Source organism: Corallococcus sp. RDP092CA, assembly GCF_041903675.1.
Taxonomy (GTDB): domain Bacteria; phylum Myxococcota; class Myxococcia; order Myxococcales; family Myxococcaceae; genus Corallococcus.
Genome location: NZ_JAYESI010000004.1, coordinates 156,012 through 175,992 on the forward strand (window position 1 = coordinate 156,012; position 19,981 = coordinate 175,992).

Below are 19,981 nucleotides of genomic sequence, written 5' to 3' on the forward strand. Positions count from 1 at the left end.
GCCGCGGCGCGCGGGCTACTGCGCGCCCATCATGAACTGATCCACGCCGACCTGGTTCTTGTCGGGCACGGCCTCCTTCGGCTCGGTGCCCTTCTTGAAGAACATCAGCTCCGCGCCCTTGGCGCCGGGGCTGGACACCTTGCCCGTCTTCTTGTCGATGTAGAGCCGCGCCAGCTGCATGGACTGCCAGGGGTAGAACTCCGACTGCGGCCGGCCCTCCAGCGCGCGCTTCATGTAGTTGAGCCAGATGGGCAGCGCCGCGCGGCCGCCCGTCTCGTAGCGGCCCAGCGGGTGCGGGTTCAGGTCGTAGCCCACCCACGCCACCGTCACCAGGTCCTTGGTGTAGCCGGCGAACCACGCGTCGAAGGAGTCGTTCGTCGTGCCCGTCTTGCCCGCCGCCGGCTTGCCCAGCCGCTGCGCGGGGCCGCCGGTGCCCTGGAGCACCACGCCGCGCAAGAGGTGCGTGAGGATGAAGCCCGTCTCCGGGCTCATCACCTGCTCGCCCGGCTCGAAGAGGCGCGCGTAGCCCGCGGCCACCCGGTCCTGCAGGGGCGCCCACGCGTCGTCGAACGCGGTGTGGTCCTCCAGCGTGCGCCCGAAGCGGTCCTCCACCTTGCGGATGAAGTACGTGGGCTTCTTGCGGCCGTAGCGGTTGAAGGTCGCGTACACGGAGGCCAGGTCGTACGGGTACACGCAGGACGAGCCCAGCGCCGCGGAGAAGTCCATGTTCATGGGCGTCGTCATGCCCAGCTTCTTCGCCCAGTCCGCCATGTTGTGGACGCCCACCGCGCCGAACGTCTTCACCGCGGGGATGTTCATGGAGTTCACCAGCGCGGTGCGCAGGAGCACGTCCCCCACGAACTCCTCGCTGTAGTTGGCCGGCTTCCACGACACCTTGTTGTCCGGGTCGTGCTCCACGATGGGCGAGTCCACGATGACGGTGGCCTCCGTCCAGCCCAGCTGCTCCAGCGCCGCCGAGTACACGAACGGCTTGAAGGACGACCCCGGCTGCCGGCACGCCTGGAACGCGCGGTTGAACTCGTTGTCGTCGAAGTCGTAGCCGCCCACCATCGCGGTCAGGTACTGCCGATGCGGGTCGATGGAGACGAGCGCGCTCTGCGCCTCCGGCGTCTGCTCCAGCCGGAAGAGCTTCACGCCCTCGTCCGGGATCTCCTCCGCGAGCTTGCGGTCCCACTGCTCCTTGTCGTCCGTCAGCTCCTTCTTCACCACGTGGCGCAGGACGACGACGTCCCCCACCGCCAGGGCCTTCTTGACGGAGGTGATCATGCTCGCCGGGTAGTAGCTCTCCGGGTTCACCTTGCGCGCCCAGCGCATGCCCAGCAGCGGCAGCCGGCCGTGGTGCGGGCCCACCTGCACGTCCGCGCCCTTGCCGTCCTCGTCGATGCGCGTCACCACGCCCACGTAGAGGCGGTTCTCGACGAGTTCCTCCTTGCCCATGGCCTTCTTCGCCTTGGCGATGAAGGCGCCGCGCTCCGCCTCCGTGGCCAGCTGCATCACCGGGCCGCGCCAGCCCTGGCGCTTGTCCACGGACATCAGGCCGTCCAGCACGGAGTCCTGCGCCGCGCGCTGCCGCTCGCTGTCCATGGTGGTGAAGACCTTGAGGCCCTCCTTCAGCAGCACCGGGTTGCCGTAGCGGTCCACCACGTCCTTGCGCACCTGCTCCACGAAGTACGGGGCGAACTCGTGGAAGACGTCCTCCACCGGGTACACCTTCACCGGCTCCGCGTCGGCCTGGTCGTGCTCGGCCTTCGAAATCATCCCCTCCGTCAGCATGCGGCCCAGCACGTAGGAGCGGCGCTTCTTCGCGGCCTCCGGGCGCAGGAAGGGCGAGTAGCGGCTGGGCGCCTGGGGCAGGCCCGCGATGAGCGTCATCTCCCCCAGCGTCAGGTCGCGCACGTCCTTGCGGTAGTAGTTCTCCGCCGCGCTCTGCACGCCGTAGCTGTGGTGCCCGAGGAAGACGTTGTTCAGGTAGAGGTAGAGGATCTCCTCCTTGGTCAGCGCCTGCTCCAGCCGGAAGGCGAGGATGGCCTCGCGGATCTTGCGCTTGGGCGTCTTCGCGGTGGCCTCCTTGTAGCCCTCCGCGGAGATGAGGACCGCCTTCGCGGTCTGCTGCGTGAGCGTGGAGCCGCCCTGCACGCCGCCAGAGCGCAGGCCCACCTTCGTCAGCACCGTCTTGGACACGGCGCGCACGGTGCCCAGCACGTCCACGCCGAAGTGGTCGAAGAAGCTGGAGTCCTCGCTGGCGATGAACGCCTGCACCAGCCGCTTGGGGATGCGCTCGTAGGGCACCACCTTGCGCCGCTCGCTGTAGAACTCGCCCGCGAGCACGGCGTCGTCGGTGTAGACCTCCGTGACGATGGGCGGCCAGTACTCGTCCACCTTCGGGATGGCGGGCAGCCCGTCGGAGAAGACGTAGTAGGCGCCCACGATGGCGAGCACGCCCGCGGTGGCGCCCATGAGGCCCAGCACGGCCACCAGCTTCATCAGGCGCACGAGGAGGTTGCGCTTGGGCGGGACGCCGTCGAGCACCAGCTTCTTGCGGCTGCGGTCAATCTTCGGGTCGGACATGCGTGTCGTGTCGAGTCCTGGGCTCAAGGCTTAGAGGAGCGCCGCCCGCTTCAGCACGTCCTTCAATTCGGGTGGCATGGGGGTCTCCACGACGACCTTCCTGTCATCCTCGGGGTGCGGAAATTCGATGCGCTCGGCGTGCAGGAACAGACGTTTGAGCCCCCAGCGCGCCCGCACGTCGCGGTTGAAGGCGAAGTCTCCGTACTTCTTGTCACCCGCCACCGGGTGCCCCACGGCGACCAGGTGCCTTCTTATCTGATGCGTGCGCCCGGTCTCGATGGTGCAGGAGAGGAGGGCTGCCTCGCTCGACTGGCGCACGACCTTCCACCGGGTGACGGCCTCCTGCATGTTCACTCCCCGACGGGACTTGGACTCGGCCGTCTGCTGGTGCTCGGCGAGCGGCAGGTCGATGACCCCGGAGTCCCGGGGCATCTTCCCCTTCACCAGGGTCAGGTAGCGCTTCTTCGGGTGGCCGTGGGTGAAGATTTCCGTGAAATGCACCATCGCCGGGCGGCGCTTGGCCACCAGGATGACGCCGGAGGTCTCCCGGTCCAGCCGGTGGGCGGGGGAGGCGGTGAAGTCGTTCCGGGTGGCCCTGGGGCCCAGGTAGGCGCGCACGTAGTCCACCAGGGTGCCCCCGGTGATGCCGCTGCCGGTATGGACGGCCATCCCGCTGGGCTTGTCCACGGCCATGAGCCAATCGTCTTCCATCAGGATGACCAGCCGCGAGGGGTCCACCGGCGGCGGCGGGGGGGGCGGACGGTCCGATTTCGGACGCTCCGCGAGGGTCAGCTGCTCTTCGGTGCCGCGGATGGTGAGCACGTCTCCTTCGACAAGCAACTGCTCGGGCTGCGCGCGCTTGCCATTCACCCGCACCTTCTTGGTGCGGATCATCTTGAAGAGGTGGCTGACGGGGACGTTGGGCATCCGCTTTCGCAGGTGCTTGTCCAGCCGCATCCCGACGGTGTCGGCTTCGATTCGGTACTCGATCATTTGTGCTGGCGCCTGGACCAGACCACACGAATAATTCGCGGTCCATGCCGAAAGCCCCAACTATCGAGAAGCTGCTCCAGAACGGCTCCGCCGAATGGAACAAGCTGCGCAAGTCCGGCCAGGCGCCCACCAGCCAGACGGGCGCCACGTTCACGCAGCTGTTCTCCGCCAACGCCGACCTCTCCGGACTGGAGCTGGTGGGCTCCGAGTGGGAGCGCTGCGACCTGTCGAAGATGAACTTCCGGGACGCGGACCTCACCAACGCCTACTTCCACGGGGGCCGCCTCCAGGACTGCGACTTCCGCGGCGCCAACCTGGAGGGCTGTGTCTTCGAGAAGCTGAAGCTCCTGCGCTGTGACTTCACGGGCGCCAGGGGGCTGGAAGACCTGGAGATGGACGACGTGGACATGGACCGCGTCACGGGCCTGGATGGCGAGGAGGCCCCGCCGCCGCCGCCCCCGCCGGTGCAGGGCATCACGGCCTTCACGCGCGAGCAGCGGGAGAAGGCCCTGGGCCAGGCGCACATGGGCGGAGGCGCCATGGACGGCGCCGGCGCCGCGCACCCGGACGAGCTGCCCCCGTTCCGTCCGCAGGATCCGCCGGGCTCGCTCTTCTTCCGGGCGCTCAAGCGCGTGGGCGCGCCCCCGCTCTGGGTGCTGGACGTGCCGGGCCTGCGTCCGCTCCTGCCGCAGCGGCTGCCGCCGGGCAGCTCCCTGGAGACGCTCTACCGCGAGGCGGTGAAGACGCGGCTGGAGAACAAGAAGCCCGCGTCGGACCCCGGCGCGGTGGAGCGCGCGCAGAAGGCGCTGCGCATGGGCGGCAAGGAGGCCAACGTCGCGGCGGTGTACCTGCGCGAGGTGGGCGTGCTGCCCCTGTTCCGCTTCGCCGCGGCGAAGCAGCTCAAGTCGGAGCTGCGCGCCGAGGTGGAGGTGGACGACCTCACGGGCTCCGTGGATCCGCGCACCACCGGGGCGCTCCTGGAGCTGCGCCTGACGCACGAGGTGGTGGAGCACGTGCACGAGGTGCGCCGCCGGCTGGCGGCCGCGCAGCTCTACACGGCGCTGCTGGAGGCGGGCTTCACCCCGGAGAACAACTGGGACGAGGCGCTGGACTCGGCGGACGCGTCGCTGGAGCTGGCGCAGGCGGCCACGGGCGAGGACCGGCAGGCGCTCCTGGAGGGCTTCCAGGTGTTCGCGGCCCTGCCGGAGGAGGCGCGGCTGCGCCGCCTGGCGTACCTGGCGGAGTCCGTGTCGAACCTGGAGCTGCTCAGCCGGCTGCCGGAGGGCATGGAGCCGCAGTGGCTGTCCGGCCCGGAGGTGCGCGAGTGCCACGACCGCGAGATGACCTACGTGCAGTCGCTCAAGGCCCAGGACATCCCGGCGAAGGTGCCGGCGCTCGGCAAGGTGGAGCTGGGCGTGCCCGAGGGCGAGGTGCCCGAGGAGAGCGACGAGGACCTGTTCGTGCACGTGCGCTGCGACGTGTGCGGCAAGGAGAAGCTCATCGTCCAGTCGCCGGAGGCCTGAGGCCCTCCGTCACGCAGGTGACCTGACGACACGGCCCGGCCGGACGCGCTGGAAGCGCGCCTCCCGCCGGGCCGCTGCATTTCGTCCCGGTCCCGGGCGGACAGCGCGCTGTCCGCTTCCCGACGGCGCGCGCCTCGCGGCCCACGGGGCCGGGGAGCCTCGGGGCCGGGGGCGCCTTCCGGCCCCTGACTGCTTACCTTGCGGCTGCGCGGCATGGAGCCGCACGCGGGGGCGTGGCGGACGGGATGGGGCACGGCGGGCGAGGGCCATGGCGCGGCGGGCGCGGAGGGCCGTGGCTGCCGCGGGGCGCGGCGCTGGCGTGCGGCCTGCGCGCCTGCGCGGCGTTCGCGGATGGTTCGCCGCAGGACATGGCGCGCTCCGTCCCGGGCGGCGTGGTGGCCCTCTGCGCGCCGGAGCTCCTGCCCGGCCAGGAGACGCAGTGGGCGCCCTGCGCTCCCGCGGCGGAGGAGCCCCCCGCGCTGCCGGCGGACGCGCCCCGGAAGGACGCCCTGCGGGAGGACACCGGGCCCCACCCGTGGCGCGCGCTGGGCGAGGTCACCGCCATCAACCTGTTCGTCTGGACGTGGGACCGGGTCATCACGAACAAGGACTGGGCGCGGGTGAGCCCGTCCGCGTGGAAGGAGAACCTGCGCACGGGCTTCGTCTGGGACCAGGACGGGTTCTCCACCAACCAGTTCGCGCACCCGTACCACGGCGGCCTCTACTACACGGCCGCGCGCGACAACGGCCTGCCGTACGTGGCCGCGGTGCCGCTCACGCTGCTGGGCAGCGCGCAGTGGGAGCTGTTCGCGGAGACGGAGCCGCCCTCCGTCAACGACCTCATCAACACGACCGTGGGCGGCGTGGCCATCGGCGAGGCGCTGTACCGGTTCTCCTCGCTGGTGCTGGACACGGAGGCCCGGGGCCGCGAGCGCTTCGTCCGCGAGCTGACCGCCGGCCTCCTCAGCCCCGTGCGCGGCTTCAACCGCGTGGTGCGCGGCGACGTCTCCCACCACGGCCCCACGCCAACGGAGTGGTGGCCGGACGACATCGCGGGCTGGGCCAGCCTGGGCTACCTCAAGCTGGGCGACGGCCGCTCGCTGGCCTGGGGCGAGGATCAGTTCTTCGTCCAGCTCTCCCTGCGCTACGGGGACATGTACCAGGGCGGGCACCACCGCCCCTTCGACTCCTTCGACGCCCGCGTCCAGTTCACCACGCGGGAGGACAGCCTCGTCAGCAACGCGCGGCTGCAGGGCCTGCTGGTGAAGTCCACGCTCTGGCGCACCGAGCGCGACGAGCTGCGCCTGGGCCTGCTCCAGCAGCTCAGCTACACGGACACGCTCGCGTATGAGGTGGGCGGCCAGTCCCTGGACTTCGGCCTGCTGCACGAGCGCCAGCTCCCCAAGCGCTCCCGGCTGAGGACCGCGCTGCTCGTGGACGGTAGCATCCTCACCGGCGTCTCCTCCGAGCACAGCGACGGCGAGGACGGCGAGGGCCGCAACTACGACTACGGCCCCGCCCTGGGCCTCCAGCTCCAGATGGCGTACCTGCGCGAGGACTGGGAGGTCGTCACGCTGGAGGCGGGCGCGTCCCGCGTGCTGGTGCTGGACGGCTCGGGGGGCTCACACCAGGTGCACCAGGCCCAGGTGCAGGTGGACCTCCCCGTCTACAAGCACCTGGGGATGGGCTCGCAGCTCAACTTCTTCCAGCGCCACAGCGTCTTCGAGTCCTACCCGGACGTGACGAAGGACACCTGGCAGCTGCGCGTCTTCCTCTCCCTGCACTGAAGCGGGGGCGCTCAGCCCACCGCCTCCGACTCCGGCGACGCGGAGGGCAGCGAGTACGTCACCGGCGGCGGCAGCATCACGCGCACCTCGTCGCCCGCGCGGATGAGGCCCGGGCGCTCCACCCAGCCCACCAGCCCGCGCCTCCGCCACGCGGCCTTCACGAAGCGGCTCGCCAGCCCCCGCAGGTCCGGGTGGTGCGCCTCAAGCACGCGGCCCGGCCCCACGCAGGGCTGGTTCTCCCCCTCCATCACCAGCGTGGCCTCCTCCGGGAAGAACAGCCGCGTCCCCGGCGGCAGCTGCGTGAGCCGCGGCACGCCCACGAGCTCCAGGTTCGCGCCCAGCCACGACGCCAGCACGTGCGGCACGCCCAGCGCGCGCGCCACCTCCGCCAGCTCCTCGCGCGACACGAGGGACAGCTGCCGCGTGTTGCGGATGAGGGTGCCCTTGGGGAACCACGGCACGCGCACGTCCGCCTTGCGCGTGAGGCCCGCGTGGCGGTCTCCGACGATGCCCTCGAAGGTGACCCTCACCTCCGGGACCTCCCGGGTGACGAAGCGCTTGGGCGCGGCGTCCGTGCACAGCAGCACGTTGGCCAGGTGTCCGGTCAGCGAGGGGGCGGGAGCGGGCATATCGGGCGCCCGTTCCAACACGCCGGCGCGGTGAAATCAAAACAGGGTCAGCTGCTGTGGCTTGCCCAGCGGGCGGGCATCCGTGCCCGCGTCCCGGAGCGCCTGGGCCAGCTCCTCGGCGAAGCCGTGGCAGGTGATGACGTCGCGGGCGCCGGTGTCCTTCACGTAGCGCAGCAGCGACGGGAAGTCCGCGTGGTCCGACAGCGGGAAGGCCACGTCCGCGCCGTAGCGCCGCGCGCCGCCGGGGTCCATGGCCCAGCCGGTGAGCACCGCCGTCGCGCGGGGCCAGTGCGGCGCCAGGGCCCCGCCCCGCGCCAGGTGCGGCGGAAAGAAGAGCACCTCGCCCGGCTCCACGCGGCCGTCGTAGCGCCGCAGGTTCTCGATGGGGACGCCCAGCTCCGCGTACAGCTCCGCGACCTCGAAGATGGAGGGGTGCGCCACCAGCTGGAAGCCCCGCAGGGCCAGCTGCTTCATCGCCTCCTGGCTCTTGCCCAGCGGATAGCCCAGGAGCACCGGCGTCACGCCCCGGGTCAGCTGCGCGCGCAGCCACGCCTCCACCTGCCCCAGCACCTCCGCGCGCGGCGGGAAGCGGTAGCGCGGGTGCCCGAAGGTGGACTCGATGACCAGCGTGTCGCAGGTGGCCACCTCCGTGGCCTCCGCGGTGAGCGACGGCGCGGTGTTCAGGTCGCCCGTGTAGACGATGCGCCTGCCATCCGCGCGGGTGACGCGCAGCTGCGCGCTGCCCAGGATGTGGCCAGCGGGCAGGAGCTCCAGGAGCAGCGGCCCCAGCTCGAACGGGCGGCGGAAGGGCACGGACAGCGGGGCCGCCACCGGCCCCAGCCGGTGGGCCATGAAGCGCAGCGTGGCCGCGGTGGCGATGGTGCGCTCGTGGCGGGCGATGTGGTCCGAGTGCCCGTGGCTGACGAAGGACAGCGGCGACTTGCGCTTCGCGTCCAGCGACAGGGGCGTGCCCGTCAGGTGCAGGCCGTTGCGTCTCAGCTCCACGCTCATGGGATGGGCGCTGTCTATAGCGCGGTCCGGCCGCCCGCGCCCCCGGGCCGGGCGCCCCACCCCACGCGTCGGACGCTCAGGCGGCGGGCGTGCGGCCCCGCGCCCGCCATCCGTCCCACACCACCGTGCCCAGCTCCGACGCGAAGACGCCCACGACGATGAGCGCGCCGCCCAGCCACTCCTTCAGGCCCAGCACCTCGCGGCCCACCGCGACGGAGTAGGCCGAGGCGAACACCGGCTCCAGCGCGAAGATGAGCGCCGCGCGCACCGCGCTGGTGCGCGCCTGGCCCCAGGTCTGCACCAGGATGGCCAGCGCGCTCGCGAGCACGCCGCACGCGAGCACCGCCCCCACGAGCTGCGGGGTCCACTCCAGCTTGCGCTCCACGAAGGGCAGCCCCAGGGCGGACAGCGCCGCCACGCCCGCGAGCTGCACCGCCACCAGGCCCAGGGCGTTGTCCTTCGTGGCGAAGCGCTCGGTGAGCAGGATGTGCCCCGCGTACGCCACCGCGCACCCGAAGGACAGCCAGTCCCCCAGGCGCAGCCCGCCCACGTCCCCCGGCAGGGCCTCCTCGGTGGGCCGCGTCAGCCAGTACAGCCCCACCGCCGCCAGCACCACCCCCACGGCGGTGCCCCACCGGGGCAGCCGCTTGAGCAGCACCATGGACATCAGCGGGACGAAGAGGACGTTGAGGCCGGTGAGGAACGCCGCGCGCGACGGCGTGGTGTCCGTCAGCCCCACCGTCTGGAGCGCGAAGCACAGGAACAGCACCGCCCCCAGGAGCAGCCCCCTGGGGACGATGCCGGGCGCGAACATCCGCCCGCGCGCGAGGGCCCCCAGCACCGCCGCCCCCACGAGGAAGCGCAGCGTGAGGAAGGTGAACGGATCCGCGAACGCGAGCGCGTCCTTCACCACCACGAACGTCAAACCCCAGAAGACGGTGAGGAGCACCAGCGCTCCGTCCGCCCGCCACTGCACACCCTCGCGCCCTTCAGACACCGGCTCCACCTTCCCTGCCCACGCAACCGAGGCAGAACACCCCGCCGTTTGGCCCAGCCACCGGCGAAGCGCAACCCCCGTCGGGCGTCAGGGGGGGAGCGGGCGCACCAGCACGACCAGTCGCTTGCTGCCTCCGGCCGCGTCCCACTGCTGGTTCGTGGCGGTGGTCAGCGCCTCCGGCGCGGGCTGGAACCCCAGGCCGGAGAAGGTCCGCAGGGACGCGGTGTTGTCCTCGTCGATGTCCGCGTGCAGCCGGTCCGCGCCCTGCCGCTGGATCTCCTCCAGCAGGCACCGCACCAGCGCGGTGGCCACGCCCATGCGCCGCACCCGCGGCGACACCACCAGCGAGCGCACCCAGAAGCCGTCCAGGGCCAGCCCCTCCTGGTGGTAGTCGTCCGCCCACGCGAAGCCGAGCAGGTGCCCCTGCGCGTCGAACGCGCCCGCCGCCGCCCCCACGCGCCGGTCCGGGGGCAGGCCCCACCGGTCGCGCAGCTGGCGGCGCAGGAAGGCGCCGGAGACCACCAGCCGCTCGGTGGCGAAGGAGAGCAGCGCGTCCAGGTCCTCCGGGCGCACCAGCCGGATCTCCAGCGGGCCCACGAAGTGGCGGCGCAGCGGCTTCGTCCACCCGGAGAACAGGTCGCGCAGCTGGCGGAACACCCTCCGGGACGCGGGCTGCGTCCACACGCCGGACAGCGTGCGCTGGAGGAGGAACAGCGCGGGCCGCGTGGGCCGGGGCAGCCGCACCACCCAGCGCCCCCGCTTGAGCGCGATGATGCGCCCCACCAGCTCCCCGCCCGCCACGTCCGTACCGCCCAACAGCGACTCCGTCACCCAGGGCTCCGTGGACAGCACCACCTGCGCGGCCAGCCGGGGCCCGTGCCGCACCAGCGCCACGTCCCCGCGCGCCAGCCGCTCCGGCCCGCAGCGCAGCAGCCGCACCGCGTCCCCGCTGCGCAGGAGCGGGTAGAGACACCGCCCCATGCCGCGCACCCACAGCCGGTGGCCGAAGGGCAGCGCCGCAAGCAGGTCCGCGAGCTCGGCCGTCGAGACGCCACCAGGGGGCATGACCTCCACTCTGTCATGAAGGCGCCCCCGAAGCCCGCCTCCGGTGCAGGCCCTGCCCCGCTTCGTCCGGAACCGGCTATGACACGGCCCCAGGTCCAGGCCAGGAGGGCCCATGCCGCCGACGCGTCCCGAGGGAGACTTCGCACCCGCGCCCCGCCAGGGGTGGTGGAGCCGCAACTGGAAGTGGGCGGTGCCCGTGGGCTGCCTGGGGATGTTGGGCTCGTGCTTCTGCCTCGCGGCCGTCGCCGTGGGCTGGGGCTACGCGTCCTTCAAGGACATGGGCGCGTACACGGACGCCATCGCCGAGGCCCAGGAGGATCCGCACGTGCAGCGGGCCCTGGGCGGCACCTTCAAGCCGGGCTTCCCCAGCCACTCGCAGGTGAGCAGCGTCAACGGCCGCGCCCACGCGGAGTTCACCGTCCCGCTGGATGGCCCCAAGGCGGACGGCACCCTCCACGCCGTGGCGGACAAGGACGGCGAGTCGTGGACCTTCCGCACCCTCTACGTCCAGTTGGAGGACGGCAGCCGCATCGACCTGCTCGACACGGGCGAGGCGCCTCCCGAGGAGCCCGAGGTCCCCCACGAGCTGGAGCCCGGCGAGCGGCCGGATGAGGCCGGGCCCGACGCGCCGCCAGCGGAGGGGAAGCCCGACCGCGACCACGACATCGAGCTGTAGGGCCCACGGGCGCCACGACGCGACGAGGGGCGCGCCCCCGGAAGGCTTCCGGCGACGCGCCCCTCGGATGTCACGGTCCGCCGTCAGGACGGCGGCAGCGGACTACTTCAGCTTCTGGATGCTCTCGCGCAGCGCGGGCAGGACCTTGAAGAGGTCGTCCACGAGGCCGTAGTCGGCCACCTGGAAGATGGGCGCCTCCGGGTCCTTGTTGATGGCGACGATGGTCTTCGAGGACTTCATGCCGGCCAGGTGCTGGATGGCGCCGCTGATGCCCGCGGCGATGTAGAGCTTCGGCGCGACGACCTTGCCCGTCTGACCGACCTGGAGGTCATTGGGCACCCAACCCGCGTCGCACACCGCGCGGGACGCGCCCACCGCGGCGCCCAGCAGGTCCGCCAGGGCCTCGATCTCCTTGAAGTCGCCCTTGGTGCCGCGGCCGCCGGACACCACCACGCTGGCCTCGGTGAGCTCCGGGCGGGCGCTCTTCACCTCGTTGAAGGCGACGAACTTCGTCTTGGAGGCCTCCAGCTTCGGCTGGAAGGACTTCACCTCCGCGGCCCCGCCCGCGGCCTCGGCCGCGCTGAACTCCGTGGCGCGGATGCTGATGACCTGCACCGGCGTGGTGAGCTTCACCTCGGCGAACACGTTGCCGGCCCACATGGGGCGGGTGAACGTGATGTCCGCGCCGCTGCCGTTGATGCCGGTGATGTCGGTGGCCATGGCGGCCTTCAGCCGGGCGGCGACGCGCGGCAGCAGGTCCTTGCCCTGCGCCGTGGAGGCCGCGCCCACGAAGGACGCCTTCAGCTCCTGCGCCAGGCCGGCGACGACGGGGGCGTAGACCTCCGCCAGGTAGTGCTCGAACTCAGGAGCGGCGGCGGTGTGGATGACCTTGGCGCCGGAGCCCTTGAGCTCCTCCGCCAGCTTGGACGGGTCCTTGGAAAGGAGGACGAGGTGCAGCTCGGCGCCGGCCTTGTCCGCCAGCTGCTTGCCCGCGGCGATGGCGTTGAGGGAGGCCTTGCGCAGGTTCCCGTCCGGCTGCTGCTCGGCGACGATGAGGACGATGGACATGGTGTGTCTGTCTCCGGAATCGTTTGGAAGGGTTGGCAGCGGCGGTCAGACGACCTTCGCCTCGTTGTGCAGCTTCTCCACCAGGGTGGCCACGTCCGGAACCTTGATGCCCGCCTTGCGCGCCGGCGGCGACGCCAGCTTGAGCACCTGGATCTTCGGGGCCACGTCCACGCCCAGGCCCGCCGGCGTCAGCTCCTCGATGGGCTTGCTCTTCGCCTTCATGATGCCCGGGAGGCTGGCGTAGCGCGGCTGGTTGAGGCGCAGGTCCGTGGTGACGATGGCGGGCAGCTGGACCTCCAGGGTCGCCAGGCCGTTGTCCACCTCACGCACCACCTGGACGCTCTTCTTGTCCGCGGACAGCACCACCGCCGGGACCTTGTTCTTCTCCTGGTCGCTCTCCAGCGACTCCACCTTGGAGGCGAACGTGGCCTGGCCCCAGCCCAGGAACTCGGCCAGGTACTGGCCCACCTGGTTCTGGTCGTCGTCGATGGACTGCTTGCCCAGGAGGACGATGTCCGGCTTCTCCTTCTCCGCGACCTTCTGGAGCAGCGCCGCGATGCCCAGCTGATCCAGCGGGCCCGTGTGGTTCACCCAGATGGCGCGGTTGGCGCCCATGGCCAGCGCGTGGCGCAGCTGCTCCTGCACCTCCTTGCCGCCGATGGAGACCACCACCACCTCGCCGGTGTGCTTCGCCGCGAGGCGCAGGCCCTCCTCCACGCCGATTTCATCGAAGGGGTTGATCTTGTACTTCAACCCCTCCTTCACGATGTCCGAGCCGTCCGGCTTCACCTTGATCTTCGACTCGGGATCTTCCACGCGCTTGGCGGTGACGAGAATCTTCACGGCGGGCTTCTCCTCAGTGGGGAGTGTTTGGAATCGGGGCGCTTGACGCGTCGCGCATCAGGGCCGGAGTAATAGACATCCGCGCACGGCGGCGGCAACGGGAAAGCCCCGCCGGGCACAGTTTTGCTTTTCTACCTGAACAGTTCCTTCGCGATGACCAGGCGCTGCACCTGGCTCGTGCCCTCGTAGACCTGGATGAGCTTGGCGTCGCGCATCAGCTTCTCCACGGGGTATTCCTTCATGTAGCCGTAGCCGCCGAACACCTGCACCGCGTCCGTGGCGACCTTCATGGCCATGTCCGCGGCGAAGCACTTCGCGTAGCTGGACTGGAGGGTGTTGCGCTGTCCTTCATCCAGCACCTGCGCGCTCTCCCAGGTGAGCAGGCGCGCGGCGTGCGTGTTCATGGCCATCTCCGCCAGCATGAACTGGACGGCCTGGTGCTCGCGGATGGGCTTGCCCATGGTGTGGCGCTGCGCCGAGTACTCCAGCGAGTGCTCCAGCGCCGCGCGCGCGATGCCGATGGAGATGCTCGCGGTGAGCGGGCGGCTGTTGTCCAGCGTGGCCATGGCGATCTTGAAGCCCTCGCCCTCCTCGCCGATGCGGTTCTTCACCGGGACGCGCACCTCGTCGAACGTGACGGTGGTGGTGTTGCTGGCGCGCTGGCCCATCTTGTTCTCGTGCTTGCCGGTGGTGAGGCCCTGCGGACGGCCCTCCACGACGAAGCAGGTGATGCCCTTGTGCTTCTTGCCCTTGTCCAGCGTGGCGAACACGGTGAACTGCTCCGCGTAGCCGGCGTTGGTGATGAAGCACTTGCTGCCGTTGAGGACGTACTCGTCCCCCTCGCGGCGCGCGGTGGTGCTCATGGCCGCCACGTCCGAGCCCGCGGCGGGCTCCGTGAGGCAGAAGCAGCTGAGCTTCAGCTTCTCCCCGAAGGGGGCCAGCAGGCGCTTCTTCTGGTCATCCGTGCCCGCGAGGATGATGGGCAGGTTCGCCAGGTCGTTGGCGATGAGGGACGTGGCCACGCCCGCGCAGCCCCACGCCAGCTCCTCGCAGACGATGACCTGCTCCAGGTGCGTCAGGCCCACGCCGTTGTACTCCGCCGGGATGGCCATGTTGAGCAGGCCCAGCTCGAAGGCGGCGGAGATGAGGTCCTTGGGGAAGTCAGAGGTCTCGTCGTAGTGGGGGGCCTTGGGGCGCACCACGTCGCGGGCGTACTTGCGCGCGGCGTCCTGCAAGGCGCGCTGGTTTTCGCTGAGCTGGAAATCCATGAGGCGGGCTCCGGGAGGGTTGATTCAAATATCAATCCGCTCCCCTGCCATACCGCTCCCGCCGTCCTGGCGCCAGCCCCCGCGAGGGTCCCCCCGTCGTTCCAGGGACACCGGAACCCGGGACGGGGGGACGTCTGGACGGCCGGGGGGACTACTTCCCGGCGGGCTTCGCCTGCTTGGGGACCTTCTCCCAGTCCGCGAGGAACTTCTGGATGCCCGCGTCGGTGAGGGGGTGGTTCGCCAGCTGGGTGATGACGTTGTAGGGCAGCGTGGCGACGTCCGCGCCCAGGCGCGCGGCCTGGAGGACGTGGACGGGGTTGCGCACGCTGGCCACCAGCACCTGCGTGGTGAAGTCGTAGTTCTGGTAGATCTCCAGGATGTGGGCGATGAGCTCCATGCCGTCCTGGGAGATGTCATCCAGCCGGCCCACGAAGGGCGACACGTACGTGGCGCCGGCCTTGGCGCACAGCAGGGCCTGGTTGGCGGAGAAGCAGAGGGTGACGTTGGTGCGGATGCCGTCCGCGGTGAGCGCCTTGACGGCCTTCATGCCCTCCACGCCCATGGGGATCTTCACGACGACGTTGTCGTGGATCTTCGCCAGGCCCTGGCCCTCCTTGATGAGCTCCGGGGCCGTCAGCGAGACGCACTCGGCGCTGATGGGGCCGTCCACGATGGAGCAGATCTCGCGGATGGTCTCCTCCAGCCCGCGGCCGACCTTGGCCAGCAGTGACGGGTTGGTGGTGACGCCGTCCACGCAGCCCATCTCGTGGGCCTTGCGGATCTCGCCAACGTCCGCGCTGTCGATGAAGAACTTCATGCCGTCCCCTCGCTGTTTGCAGGTGTCCCCGGCCACGGGCGGCCGGGCGGGCAGGCCGTAGCCCAGGCCCCCCCATGCGTCAAGGATGGCCGCCCACGCGAAGGGTGGAGTAGAGGTAGCGCCCAGCCATGGCCCGCGCTCCCCGCACCACCGCCAAGAAGCAGCCCCGCCTGCGCGCCCTCCCCGGCCGCGCGCCGGCCCCCGCCCGCCCCCAGGCCCGGAGCCCGGATGACGAGGCCGCGCTCACCTACGCGCGCGGCGTGCTGGAGGCGGAGGCCCGCGCCATCCTGGGCGTCACGGACCGGCTGGGGGACGCGTTCCTGCGCGCGCTGGGGCTGGTGCGCGGCTGCCCGGGGCAGGTGGTGGTGACGGGCATGGGGAAGGCGGGCCACATCGGCCAGAAGCTGTCCTCCACGCTGGCGTCCACCGGCATCCGCTCCGTGTTCCTCCACCCCGCGGAGGCCGTGCACGGCGACCTGGGCCGCGTGGGCGCGGGCGACGTCATCCTCGCGCTGTCCAACAGCGGCGGCACGGAGGAGCTGCTGCGCCTGCTGCCCCTCTTCAAGCGCATGGGCGTGCCCGTGGTGGCGCTCACCGGGGACGCGGACAGCCCGCTCGCGAGGGGCGCGGAGGTGGTGCTGGACATCGGCCGGATTGAAGAGGCGTGCCCCATGGGGCTGGTGCCCACGGCGTCCACCGCCGCGCTGCACGCCGTGGGCGACGCGCTGGCGATGACGCTGCTGCGGAGCCGCCCCTTCGGCCGGGACGACTACGCGCTCCTGCACCCGGGCGGGAAGCTGGGGCGCTCCGTGCTGCGCGTCTTCGAGCTGATGCGCACGGGCCCCGCGAACCCGCTGGTGCTGGACACCGCGCGGCTGTCCCAGGCGGTGGTGGTGATGACCAACACGCCGGGCCGCCCGGGCGCCGCGTGCGTGGTGGACCGCGACGGGAGGCTGGAGGGCATCTTCACGGACGGCGACCTGCGCCGGCTGGTGGAGCGGGGCCACACGGACTTCGAGGTGCCGGTGCGCCAGGTGATGGTCAAGCGCCCGCGCTGCATCACCCCGGACACGCTGGTGCTCACCGCCGCCGCGCAGATGCGCGAGCGGAAGGTGGACCAGCTGCCCGTCGTGGACGTCGAGGGCCGCGCGGTGGGCCTGCTCGACGTCCAGGACCTGCTGGCCGCGAAGTTCGTCTAGGTGGGCCCGAGGAAGGCCCGGGGCTACTGCGACAGCTTCGCCTGGAGCGCGGCCTTGTTCGGGTAGTTCGGCACGTCCTGGGCCAGCTTCTCCCAGACGGCCCTGGCGCCCTTCGCGTCGCCCTTGGCGAGCAGCGTGTCGCCCAGCTTCTCCACGGCGGCCGCGTCCGACTGGAGCGCCACGCTCCACACGCGCGCGCCCATGGGGCGGCCCAGGCCCACCAGCGCCCAGGCCATGCCCGCCTTCGCGCGGCCGTTCTCCGGCTGGAAGGGCACCACGCGGGTGTAGCTGGACAGGGCCTCCTGGTAGCGGCCGTGGGCCAGGTGCTCCTCGCCCTCCTCCACCAGCCTGGCGAGGCCCGCCTCCAGCTCCGGAGTGCGCTCGGTGTTCTTCACCGCGTCCACCATCTCCGGCGTCAGCGGGCGCGGCGCGTCCGGCGGCAGGGCGGCGGCCTGCGCGGTGGACTGGGACAGGCGCACCTTGCGGTCCTCGGCGCGCGAGGCGAGCCACTTCTTGCGGCCGCCCGCCTTCGCGATCTCCTCGATGCGCCCGCTCAGCTCGCGGGCCATGGGCGCGCGGTCGGAGGTCGGGTGCGCCACCACCAGCGCGTCGAAGCCGTCGCGCGCGGTCTTGAGCGCCTGGAGGTCCTCGCCCTTCGTCTCGAAGAGGAGCGCGGAGCGGGCGTAGAGCGCCTCCGGGTGGCGGGGCTCCACCTCCAGCACGCGCTCATACGCCTTGAGCGCCTGGGCGCTGTCTCCGCCCAGGTACAGCGCGTTGCCGAGCAGCACGTCCACGTCCAGCGCGGGCACCAGCGCCTCCACCGCGCACGCGGCGGCGCCCGCGGTGTCACCGGACTTCGCGCGGGCCCGCGCCACGGCCTCCATGGCGTCCAGCGCCTGGCCCGGCGTGAACCCGCAGTGGGCGGCCTCCGCGGTGGGGATGGCGGTCTTGCCCAGCTTCTTGCGGGACGCGAGGAACAGCGAGCGCACGCCGTCCGCCTTCGCCTGCGCCTGGCCCAGGTACGCCGCCGCCTCCGCGTTGCGGCCGTTCGTGTAGTAGAGCTTGCCCAGCGACGAGGCGATCTCGAAGGTCTTCTCCCGCTCGCGCAGGCCCTCCGACGAGTCGAGCTGCTTCATCAGCTCCTCCGCGGAGGGCGGCAGCTTGTTCGTGTCCACCGCGGGGTGGCCCGACGGCAGCGGCGTGCCCGGCGCCACGGGCGAGCCCGCGGGCATCGCGGGGTGGCCGGGAGGCAGCGCGCCGCTGGCGGCATTGGCGCCAGGGCCCACGCCGGAAGGCGCCGCCTGGGTGCCGGGCGGAATCGTGGGGTGGCCGGGAGGCAGGGAGGTGGGCTCCGCCGCGAGCAGCGCGGTGGTGGCCAGGACGAGGGACAGGCTCATAGTTCGTGGACGGGGAAACGGGCGCCCATGTCGGGCCAGAAGAGGGCCTCGCGCTTGCGGACGTCCTGGGGGGCGAGCTTCACGAGCAGCTCCTGCACCGTCACGCCCAGCACCGGGTGGCGGGCGCGGGGGGCCAGCTCCGCCAGGGGCTCCAGCGCGAAGCGGCGCTTGTGCAGCTCGAGGTGGGGCACCTGGAGGTTCGCGTCCGCGACCACGGGGTGGTCCTCCTCGTCCCACAGGAGGATGTCCAGGTCGATGGTGCGCGGGCCCCAGCGCTGGAGCCGGCGGCGGCCCAGGTCCAGCTCGATGCGCTGGAGGATGCACAGCAGGCGCTGCGGCGTCAGGTCGCACTCCAGCGCCACCACGGCGTTGAGGAAGCGCGGCTGCGCGGGCCCCACCGGGGCCGAGTCATAGAGGGAGGAACAGCCCAGCACCGACACCGCGTCGATGCACGACATCGCGGAGAGGGCGGCCACGAGGTGGGACTCGCGGTCGCCCTCGTTGGAACCCAGGCCTACATAGACGGTCGCACTCAAGGCTCCATCTCAACCGGGTTCACCAGGGTCCCGATTCCCTCCAGCTCCACCTCCACGGTGTCCCCGGCCTTCAGCGCGCCCACGCCGGACGGGGTGCCCGTGCTCACCAGGTCGCCGGGCAGCAGCGTCATGATGTGGGAGATGAAGGAGACCAGGCGGGCGGGGCTGAACACCATGTCGGACGTGCGGCCATCCTGGCGCACCTGCCCGTTCACCCGGCACACGACGCGCAGGTCCGCGGGGGACAGGCCCGTGACGGCCCAGGGGCCCGCGCAGGCGAAGGTGTCGTAGCCCTTGGCGCGGGTGTGCTGGATCTCCTTGCGCTGGATGTCGCGCGCGGTGACGTCATTGAAGGCGGTGAGGCCCCAGATGGCGCGCGCGGCGGTGGCCTCGTCCGCGTTCTTCACGCGCTCACCGATGACGAGCGCCAGCTCCGCCTCGTGGTGCACCTCCTGGCTCGCCCTGGGGATGCGGATGGGCGCGCCCGGGCCGTTGAGCGCGGTGGAGGGCTTGGTGAAGATGAGCGGCTCCGAGGGGATGGGCTTGCCCATCTCCTCCGCGTGCTTGCGGTAGTTCTGCCCGATGCAGACGACCTTGGACGCGTCCGACGGGGTGAGCAGCGAGAGGCCCTGGAGCGAGCGGCGCAGGCCCGTCTCCTTGCCGCCGGCCCACGGCGCGGCGGTGAGCACCACCACCTCGTTGCCGTCGACGCGGCCGTAGCTGGCGCGGCCCTCGACCTGGAAGCGGCAGTAGCGGGCGGTCATGTCTTCCCCTGGAGGCCGAGCACGTCGGCCATGTCATAGAGTCCCGGCGCGCGGCCCGCCACCCAGCGCGCGGCTCGCAGCGCCCCTTGCGCGAACTGGTCGCGGTTCGTCGCGCGGTGGGTGAGCTCGATGCGCTCGCCCTCGCCGAAGAAGTAAACCGTGTGCTCGCCCACGACGTCCCCGCCGCGCAGCGCCTGCACGCCAATCTCACCCGGCGGCCGGGCGCCCGTCTGCCCCTCGCGCGCGAAGGTGAGGTCGTCCTTCGTGCGGCCCAGCGCGTCCACCAGCACCTCCGCCAGCTTGAGCGCGGTGCCGCTGGGCGCGTCCTTCTTCATGCGGTGGTGCGCCTCCAGCACCTCCACGTCGAACGAGGGCCCCAGCACGCGCGCCAGCTCCGCCGCCATGCGGATGACCAGGTTCACGCCCACGGACATGTTGGGCGCCGCGACGATGGGAATCTTCTGCGCGTGCTCCTGGAGCCGGGCGCGCCCCTCCGGCGTGAAGCCCGTGGTGCCCACCACCAGCGCGACGCCGCGCTCGGCGCACACCCGCGCGTGGTGGAGCGTGGCCTCCGGGCCGGTGAAGTCCACGACGGCGTCCGCCTTCGCGCCGTCCAGCGCGCGGCCCAGGTCGTCCACCGCCACCACGTCCAGCGGCGCGCCGAGCCGGGCCACGAGCCCCGCGTCCTGTCCGGAGAGCGGGCTGCCCGGGCGCACCGTGGCCCCCACCACCGACAGGTCGCTGGCGGCCCTGGCCAGGCGCACCAGCGTGCTGCCCATGCGGCCGGAGATGCCGGTGATGACGGTGCGGGTCATTGCG

At 71.7% G+C, this 19,981-nt stretch carries 18 protein-coding genes; 4 read left to right on the forward strand and 14 right to left on the reverse strand.

What is annotated here, in order from left to right:
* Nucleotides 1–15 precede the first annotated feature (15 nt).
* Nucleotides 16–2,589 (reverse strand): penicillin-binding protein 1A, encoded by a 2,574-nt coding sequence (locus U8525_RS06720; RefSeq protein ID WP_374262644.1) that lies wholly within the window; start codon nt 2,587–2,589, stop codon nt 16–18.
* Between the two features lie 30 nt (nt 2,590–2,619).
* Nucleotides 2,620–3,582 (reverse strand): RluA family pseudouridine synthase, encoded by a 963-nt coding sequence (locus tag U8525_RS06725; protein WP_374262647.1) that lies wholly within the window; start codon nt 3,580–3,582, stop codon nt 2,620–2,622.
* Nucleotides 3,583–3,626: 44 nt separating this feature from the next.
* Between U8525_RS06725 and U8525_RS06730 the strand changes: the two genes are divergently transcribed.
* Together U8525_RS06730 and U8525_RS06735 are read left to right on the forward strand one after the other, a co-directional pair.
* On the forward strand, nt 3,627–5,105 hold the full coding sequence (locus U8525_RS06730; protein WP_374262649.1) for a pentapeptide repeat-containing protein: 1,479 nt from the start codon (nt 3,627–3,629) through the stop codon (nt 5,103–5,105).
* Nucleotides 5,106–5,473: 368 nt separating this feature from the next.
* Nucleotides 5,474–6,892, forward strand: coding sequence for a DUF3943 domain-containing protein (locus U8525_RS06735; protein WP_374262651.1), 1,419 nt, complete (start codon nt 5,474–5,476; stop codon nt 6,890–6,892).
* A gap of 11 nt (nt 6,893–6,903) precedes the next feature.
* Here the strand turns inward: U8525_RS06735 and U8525_RS06740 are convergent, their stop codons facing one another.
* The 4 genes from U8525_RS06740 to U8525_RS06755 form a co-directional block, all read right to left on the reverse strand.
* Entirely contained in the window at nt 6,904–7,521 is a 618-nt protein-coding gene (locus tag U8525_RS06740) for an MOSC domain-containing protein (RefSeq protein ID WP_374262654.1), read from the reverse strand.
* 36 nt (nt 7,522–7,557) lie between these two features.
* Nucleotides 7,558–8,532: an MBL fold metallo-hydrolase gene (locus U8525_RS06745; RefSeq protein ID WP_374262657.1), complete on the reverse strand. Its 975-nt coding sequence runs from the start codon at nt 8,530–8,532 to the stop codon at nt 7,558–7,560.
* 76 nt (nt 8,533–8,608) lie between these two features.
* On the reverse strand, nt 8,609–9,529 hold the full coding sequence (locus U8525_RS06750; RefSeq protein ID WP_374262659.1) for a DMT family transporter: 921 nt from the start codon (nt 9,527–9,529) through the stop codon (nt 8,609–8,611).
* Between the two features lie 87 nt (nt 9,530–9,616).
* Entirely contained in the window at nt 9,617–10,594 is a 978-nt protein-coding gene (locus U8525_RS06755; protein ID WP_374262662.1) for an N-acetyltransferase family protein, read from the reverse strand.
* A 112-nt stretch (nt 10,595–10,706) separates the two neighbouring features.
* Between U8525_RS06755 and U8525_RS06760 the strand changes: the two genes are divergently transcribed.
* Complete coding sequence (locus U8525_RS06760; RefSeq protein ID WP_374262665.1) at nt 10,707–11,270, forward strand: cytochrome c oxidase assembly factor Coa1 family protein; 564 nt, start codon at nt 10,707–10,709, stop codon at nt 11,268–11,270.
* Between the two features lie 102 nt (nt 11,271–11,372).
* On the opposite strand, the gene U8525_RS06765 is transcribed toward U8525_RS06760, so the two are convergent.
* The 4 genes from U8525_RS06765 to fsa form a co-directional block, all read right to left on the reverse strand.
* Nucleotides 11,373–12,338 carry an electron transfer flavoprotein subunit alpha/FixB family protein gene (locus tag U8525_RS06765; RefSeq protein ID WP_374262667.1) on the reverse strand — a complete coding sequence of 322 codons (966 nt, stop codon included), beginning with the start codon at nt 12,336–12,338 and terminating at the stop codon, nt 11,373–11,375.
* Nucleotides 12,339–12,383: 45 nt separating this feature from the next.
* Entirely contained in the window at nt 12,384–13,181 is a 798-nt protein-coding gene (locus U8525_RS06770; RefSeq protein ID WP_374262670.1) for an EtfB protein, read from the reverse strand.
* Between the two features lie 131 nt (nt 13,182–13,312).
* Nucleotides 13,313–14,449 carry an acyl-CoA dehydrogenase family protein gene (locus U8525_RS06775; RefSeq protein WP_374262673.1) on the reverse strand — a complete coding sequence of 379 codons (1,137 nt, stop codon included), beginning with the start codon at nt 14,447–14,449 and terminating at the stop codon, nt 13,313–13,315.
* A 151-nt stretch (nt 14,450–14,600) separates the two neighbouring features.
* The gene (gene fsa / locus U8525_RS06780) at nt 14,601–15,266 is read right to left on the reverse strand and encodes a fructose-6-phosphate aldolase (RefSeq protein WP_223637269.1); all 666 of its coding nucleotides are present in this window, start codon (nt 15,264–15,266) and stop codon (nt 14,601–14,603) included.
* A 128-nt stretch (nt 15,267–15,394) separates the two neighbouring features.
* On the opposite strand from fsa, the gene U8525_RS06785 reads away from it, so the two are divergent.
* Nucleotides 15,395–16,465, forward strand: a complete 1,071-nt coding sequence (locus U8525_RS06785; RefSeq protein WP_374262676.1) for an SIS domain-containing protein — start codon at nt 15,395–15,397, stop codon at nt 16,463–16,465.
* A gap of 23 nt (nt 16,466–16,488) precedes the next feature.
* On the opposite strand, the gene U8525_RS06790 is transcribed toward U8525_RS06785, so the two are convergent.
* The 4 genes from U8525_RS06790 to dapB are packed head-to-tail and all read right to left on the reverse strand — an operon-like array spanning nt 16,489 to nt 19,977.
* A complete protein-coding gene (locus U8525_RS06790; protein WP_374262679.1) occupies nt 16,489–17,862 on the reverse strand; it encodes a tetratricopeptide repeat protein in 1,374 nt (457 codons plus the stop codon).
* Complete coding sequence (folK, locus tag U8525_RS06795) at nt 17,859–18,398, reverse strand: 2-amino-4-hydroxy-6-hydroxymethyldihydropteridine diphosphokinase (protein ID WP_374262681.1); 540 nt, start codon at nt 18,396–18,398, stop codon at nt 17,859–17,861. The genes U8525_RS06790 and folK overlap by 4 nt, the downstream gene beginning before the upstream one ends.
* Nucleotides 18,395–19,162 (reverse strand): fumarylacetoacetate hydrolase family protein, encoded by a 768-nt coding sequence (locus U8525_RS06800; RefSeq protein WP_374262684.1) that lies wholly within the window; start codon nt 19,160–19,162, stop codon nt 18,395–18,397. Before U8525_RS06800 ends, folK begins: the two co-directional genes overlap by 4 nt.
* Nucleotides 19,159–19,977 carry a 4-hydroxy-tetrahydrodipicolinate reductase gene (dapB, locus tag U8525_RS06805; RefSeq protein ID WP_374262687.1) on the reverse strand — a complete coding sequence of 273 codons (819 nt, stop codon included), beginning with the start codon at nt 19,975–19,977 and terminating at the stop codon, nt 19,159–19,161. The genes U8525_RS06800 and dapB overlap by 4 nt, the downstream gene beginning before the upstream one ends.
* Nucleotides 19,978–19,981: the final 4 nt, after the last annotated feature.

What these genes read in the sequence shown, in the direction of transcription:
- U8525_RS06720 (WP_374262644.1), bottom strand. Translation starts at nt 2,589, where the DNA reads ATGTCCGACCCGAAGATTGACCGCAGCCGCAAGAAGCTGGTGCTCGAC.
- U8525_RS06725 (WP_374262647.1), bottom strand. Translation starts at nt 3,582, where the DNA reads ATGATCGAGTACCGAATCGAAGCCGACACCGTCGGGATGCGGCTGGAC.
- U8525_RS06730 (WP_374262649.1), top strand. Translation starts at nt 3,627, where the DNA reads ATGCCGAAAGCCCCAACTATCGAGAAGCTGCTCCAGAACGGCTCCGCC.
- U8525_RS06735 (WP_374262651.1), top strand. Translation starts at nt 5,474, where the DNA reads ATGGCGCGCTCCGTCCCGGGCGGCGTGGTGGCCCTCTGCGCGCCGGAG.
- U8525_RS06740 (WP_374262654.1), bottom strand. Translation starts at nt 7,521, where the DNA reads ATGCCCGCTCCCGCCCCCTCGCTGACCGGACACCTGGCCAACGTGCTG.
- U8525_RS06745 (WP_374262657.1), bottom strand. Translation starts at nt 8,532, where the DNA reads ATGAGCGTGGAGCTGAGACGCAACGGCCTGCACCTGACGGGCACGCCC.
- U8525_RS06755 (WP_374262662.1), bottom strand. Translation starts at nt 10,594, where the DNA reads ATGCCCCCTGGTGGCGTCTCGACGGCCGAGCTCGCGGACCTGCTTGCG.
- U8525_RS06760 (WP_374262665.1), top strand. Translation starts at nt 10,707, where the DNA reads ATGCCGCCGACGCGTCCCGAGGGAGACTTCGCACCCGCGCCCCGCCAG.
- U8525_RS06765 (WP_374262667.1), bottom strand. Translation starts at nt 12,338, where the DNA reads ATGTCCATCGTCCTCATCGTCGCCGAGCAGCAGCCGGACGGGAACCTG.
- U8525_RS06775 (WP_374262673.1), bottom strand. Translation starts at nt 14,449, where the DNA reads ATGGATTTCCAGCTCAGCGAAAACCAGCGCGCCTTGCAGGACGCCGCG.
- fsa (WP_223637269.1), bottom strand. Translation starts at nt 15,266, where the DNA reads ATGAAGTTCTTCATCGACAGCGCGGACGTTGGCGAGATCCGCAAGGCC.
- U8525_RS06785 (WP_374262676.1), top strand. Translation starts at nt 15,395, where the DNA reads ATGGCCCGCGCTCCCCGCACCACCGCCAAGAAGCAGCCCCGCCTGCGC.
- U8525_RS06790 (WP_374262679.1), bottom strand. Translation starts at nt 17,862, where the DNA reads ATGAGCCTGTCCCTCGTCCTGGCCACCACCGCGCTGCTCGCGGCGGAG.
- U8525_RS06800 (WP_374262684.1), bottom strand. Translation starts at nt 19,162, where the DNA reads ATGACCGCCCGCTACTGCCGCTTCCAGGTCGAGGGCCGCGCCAGCTAC.
- dapB (WP_374262687.1), bottom strand. Translation starts at nt 19,977, where the DNA reads ATGACCCGCACCGTCATCACCGGCATCTCCGGCCGCATGGGCAGCACG.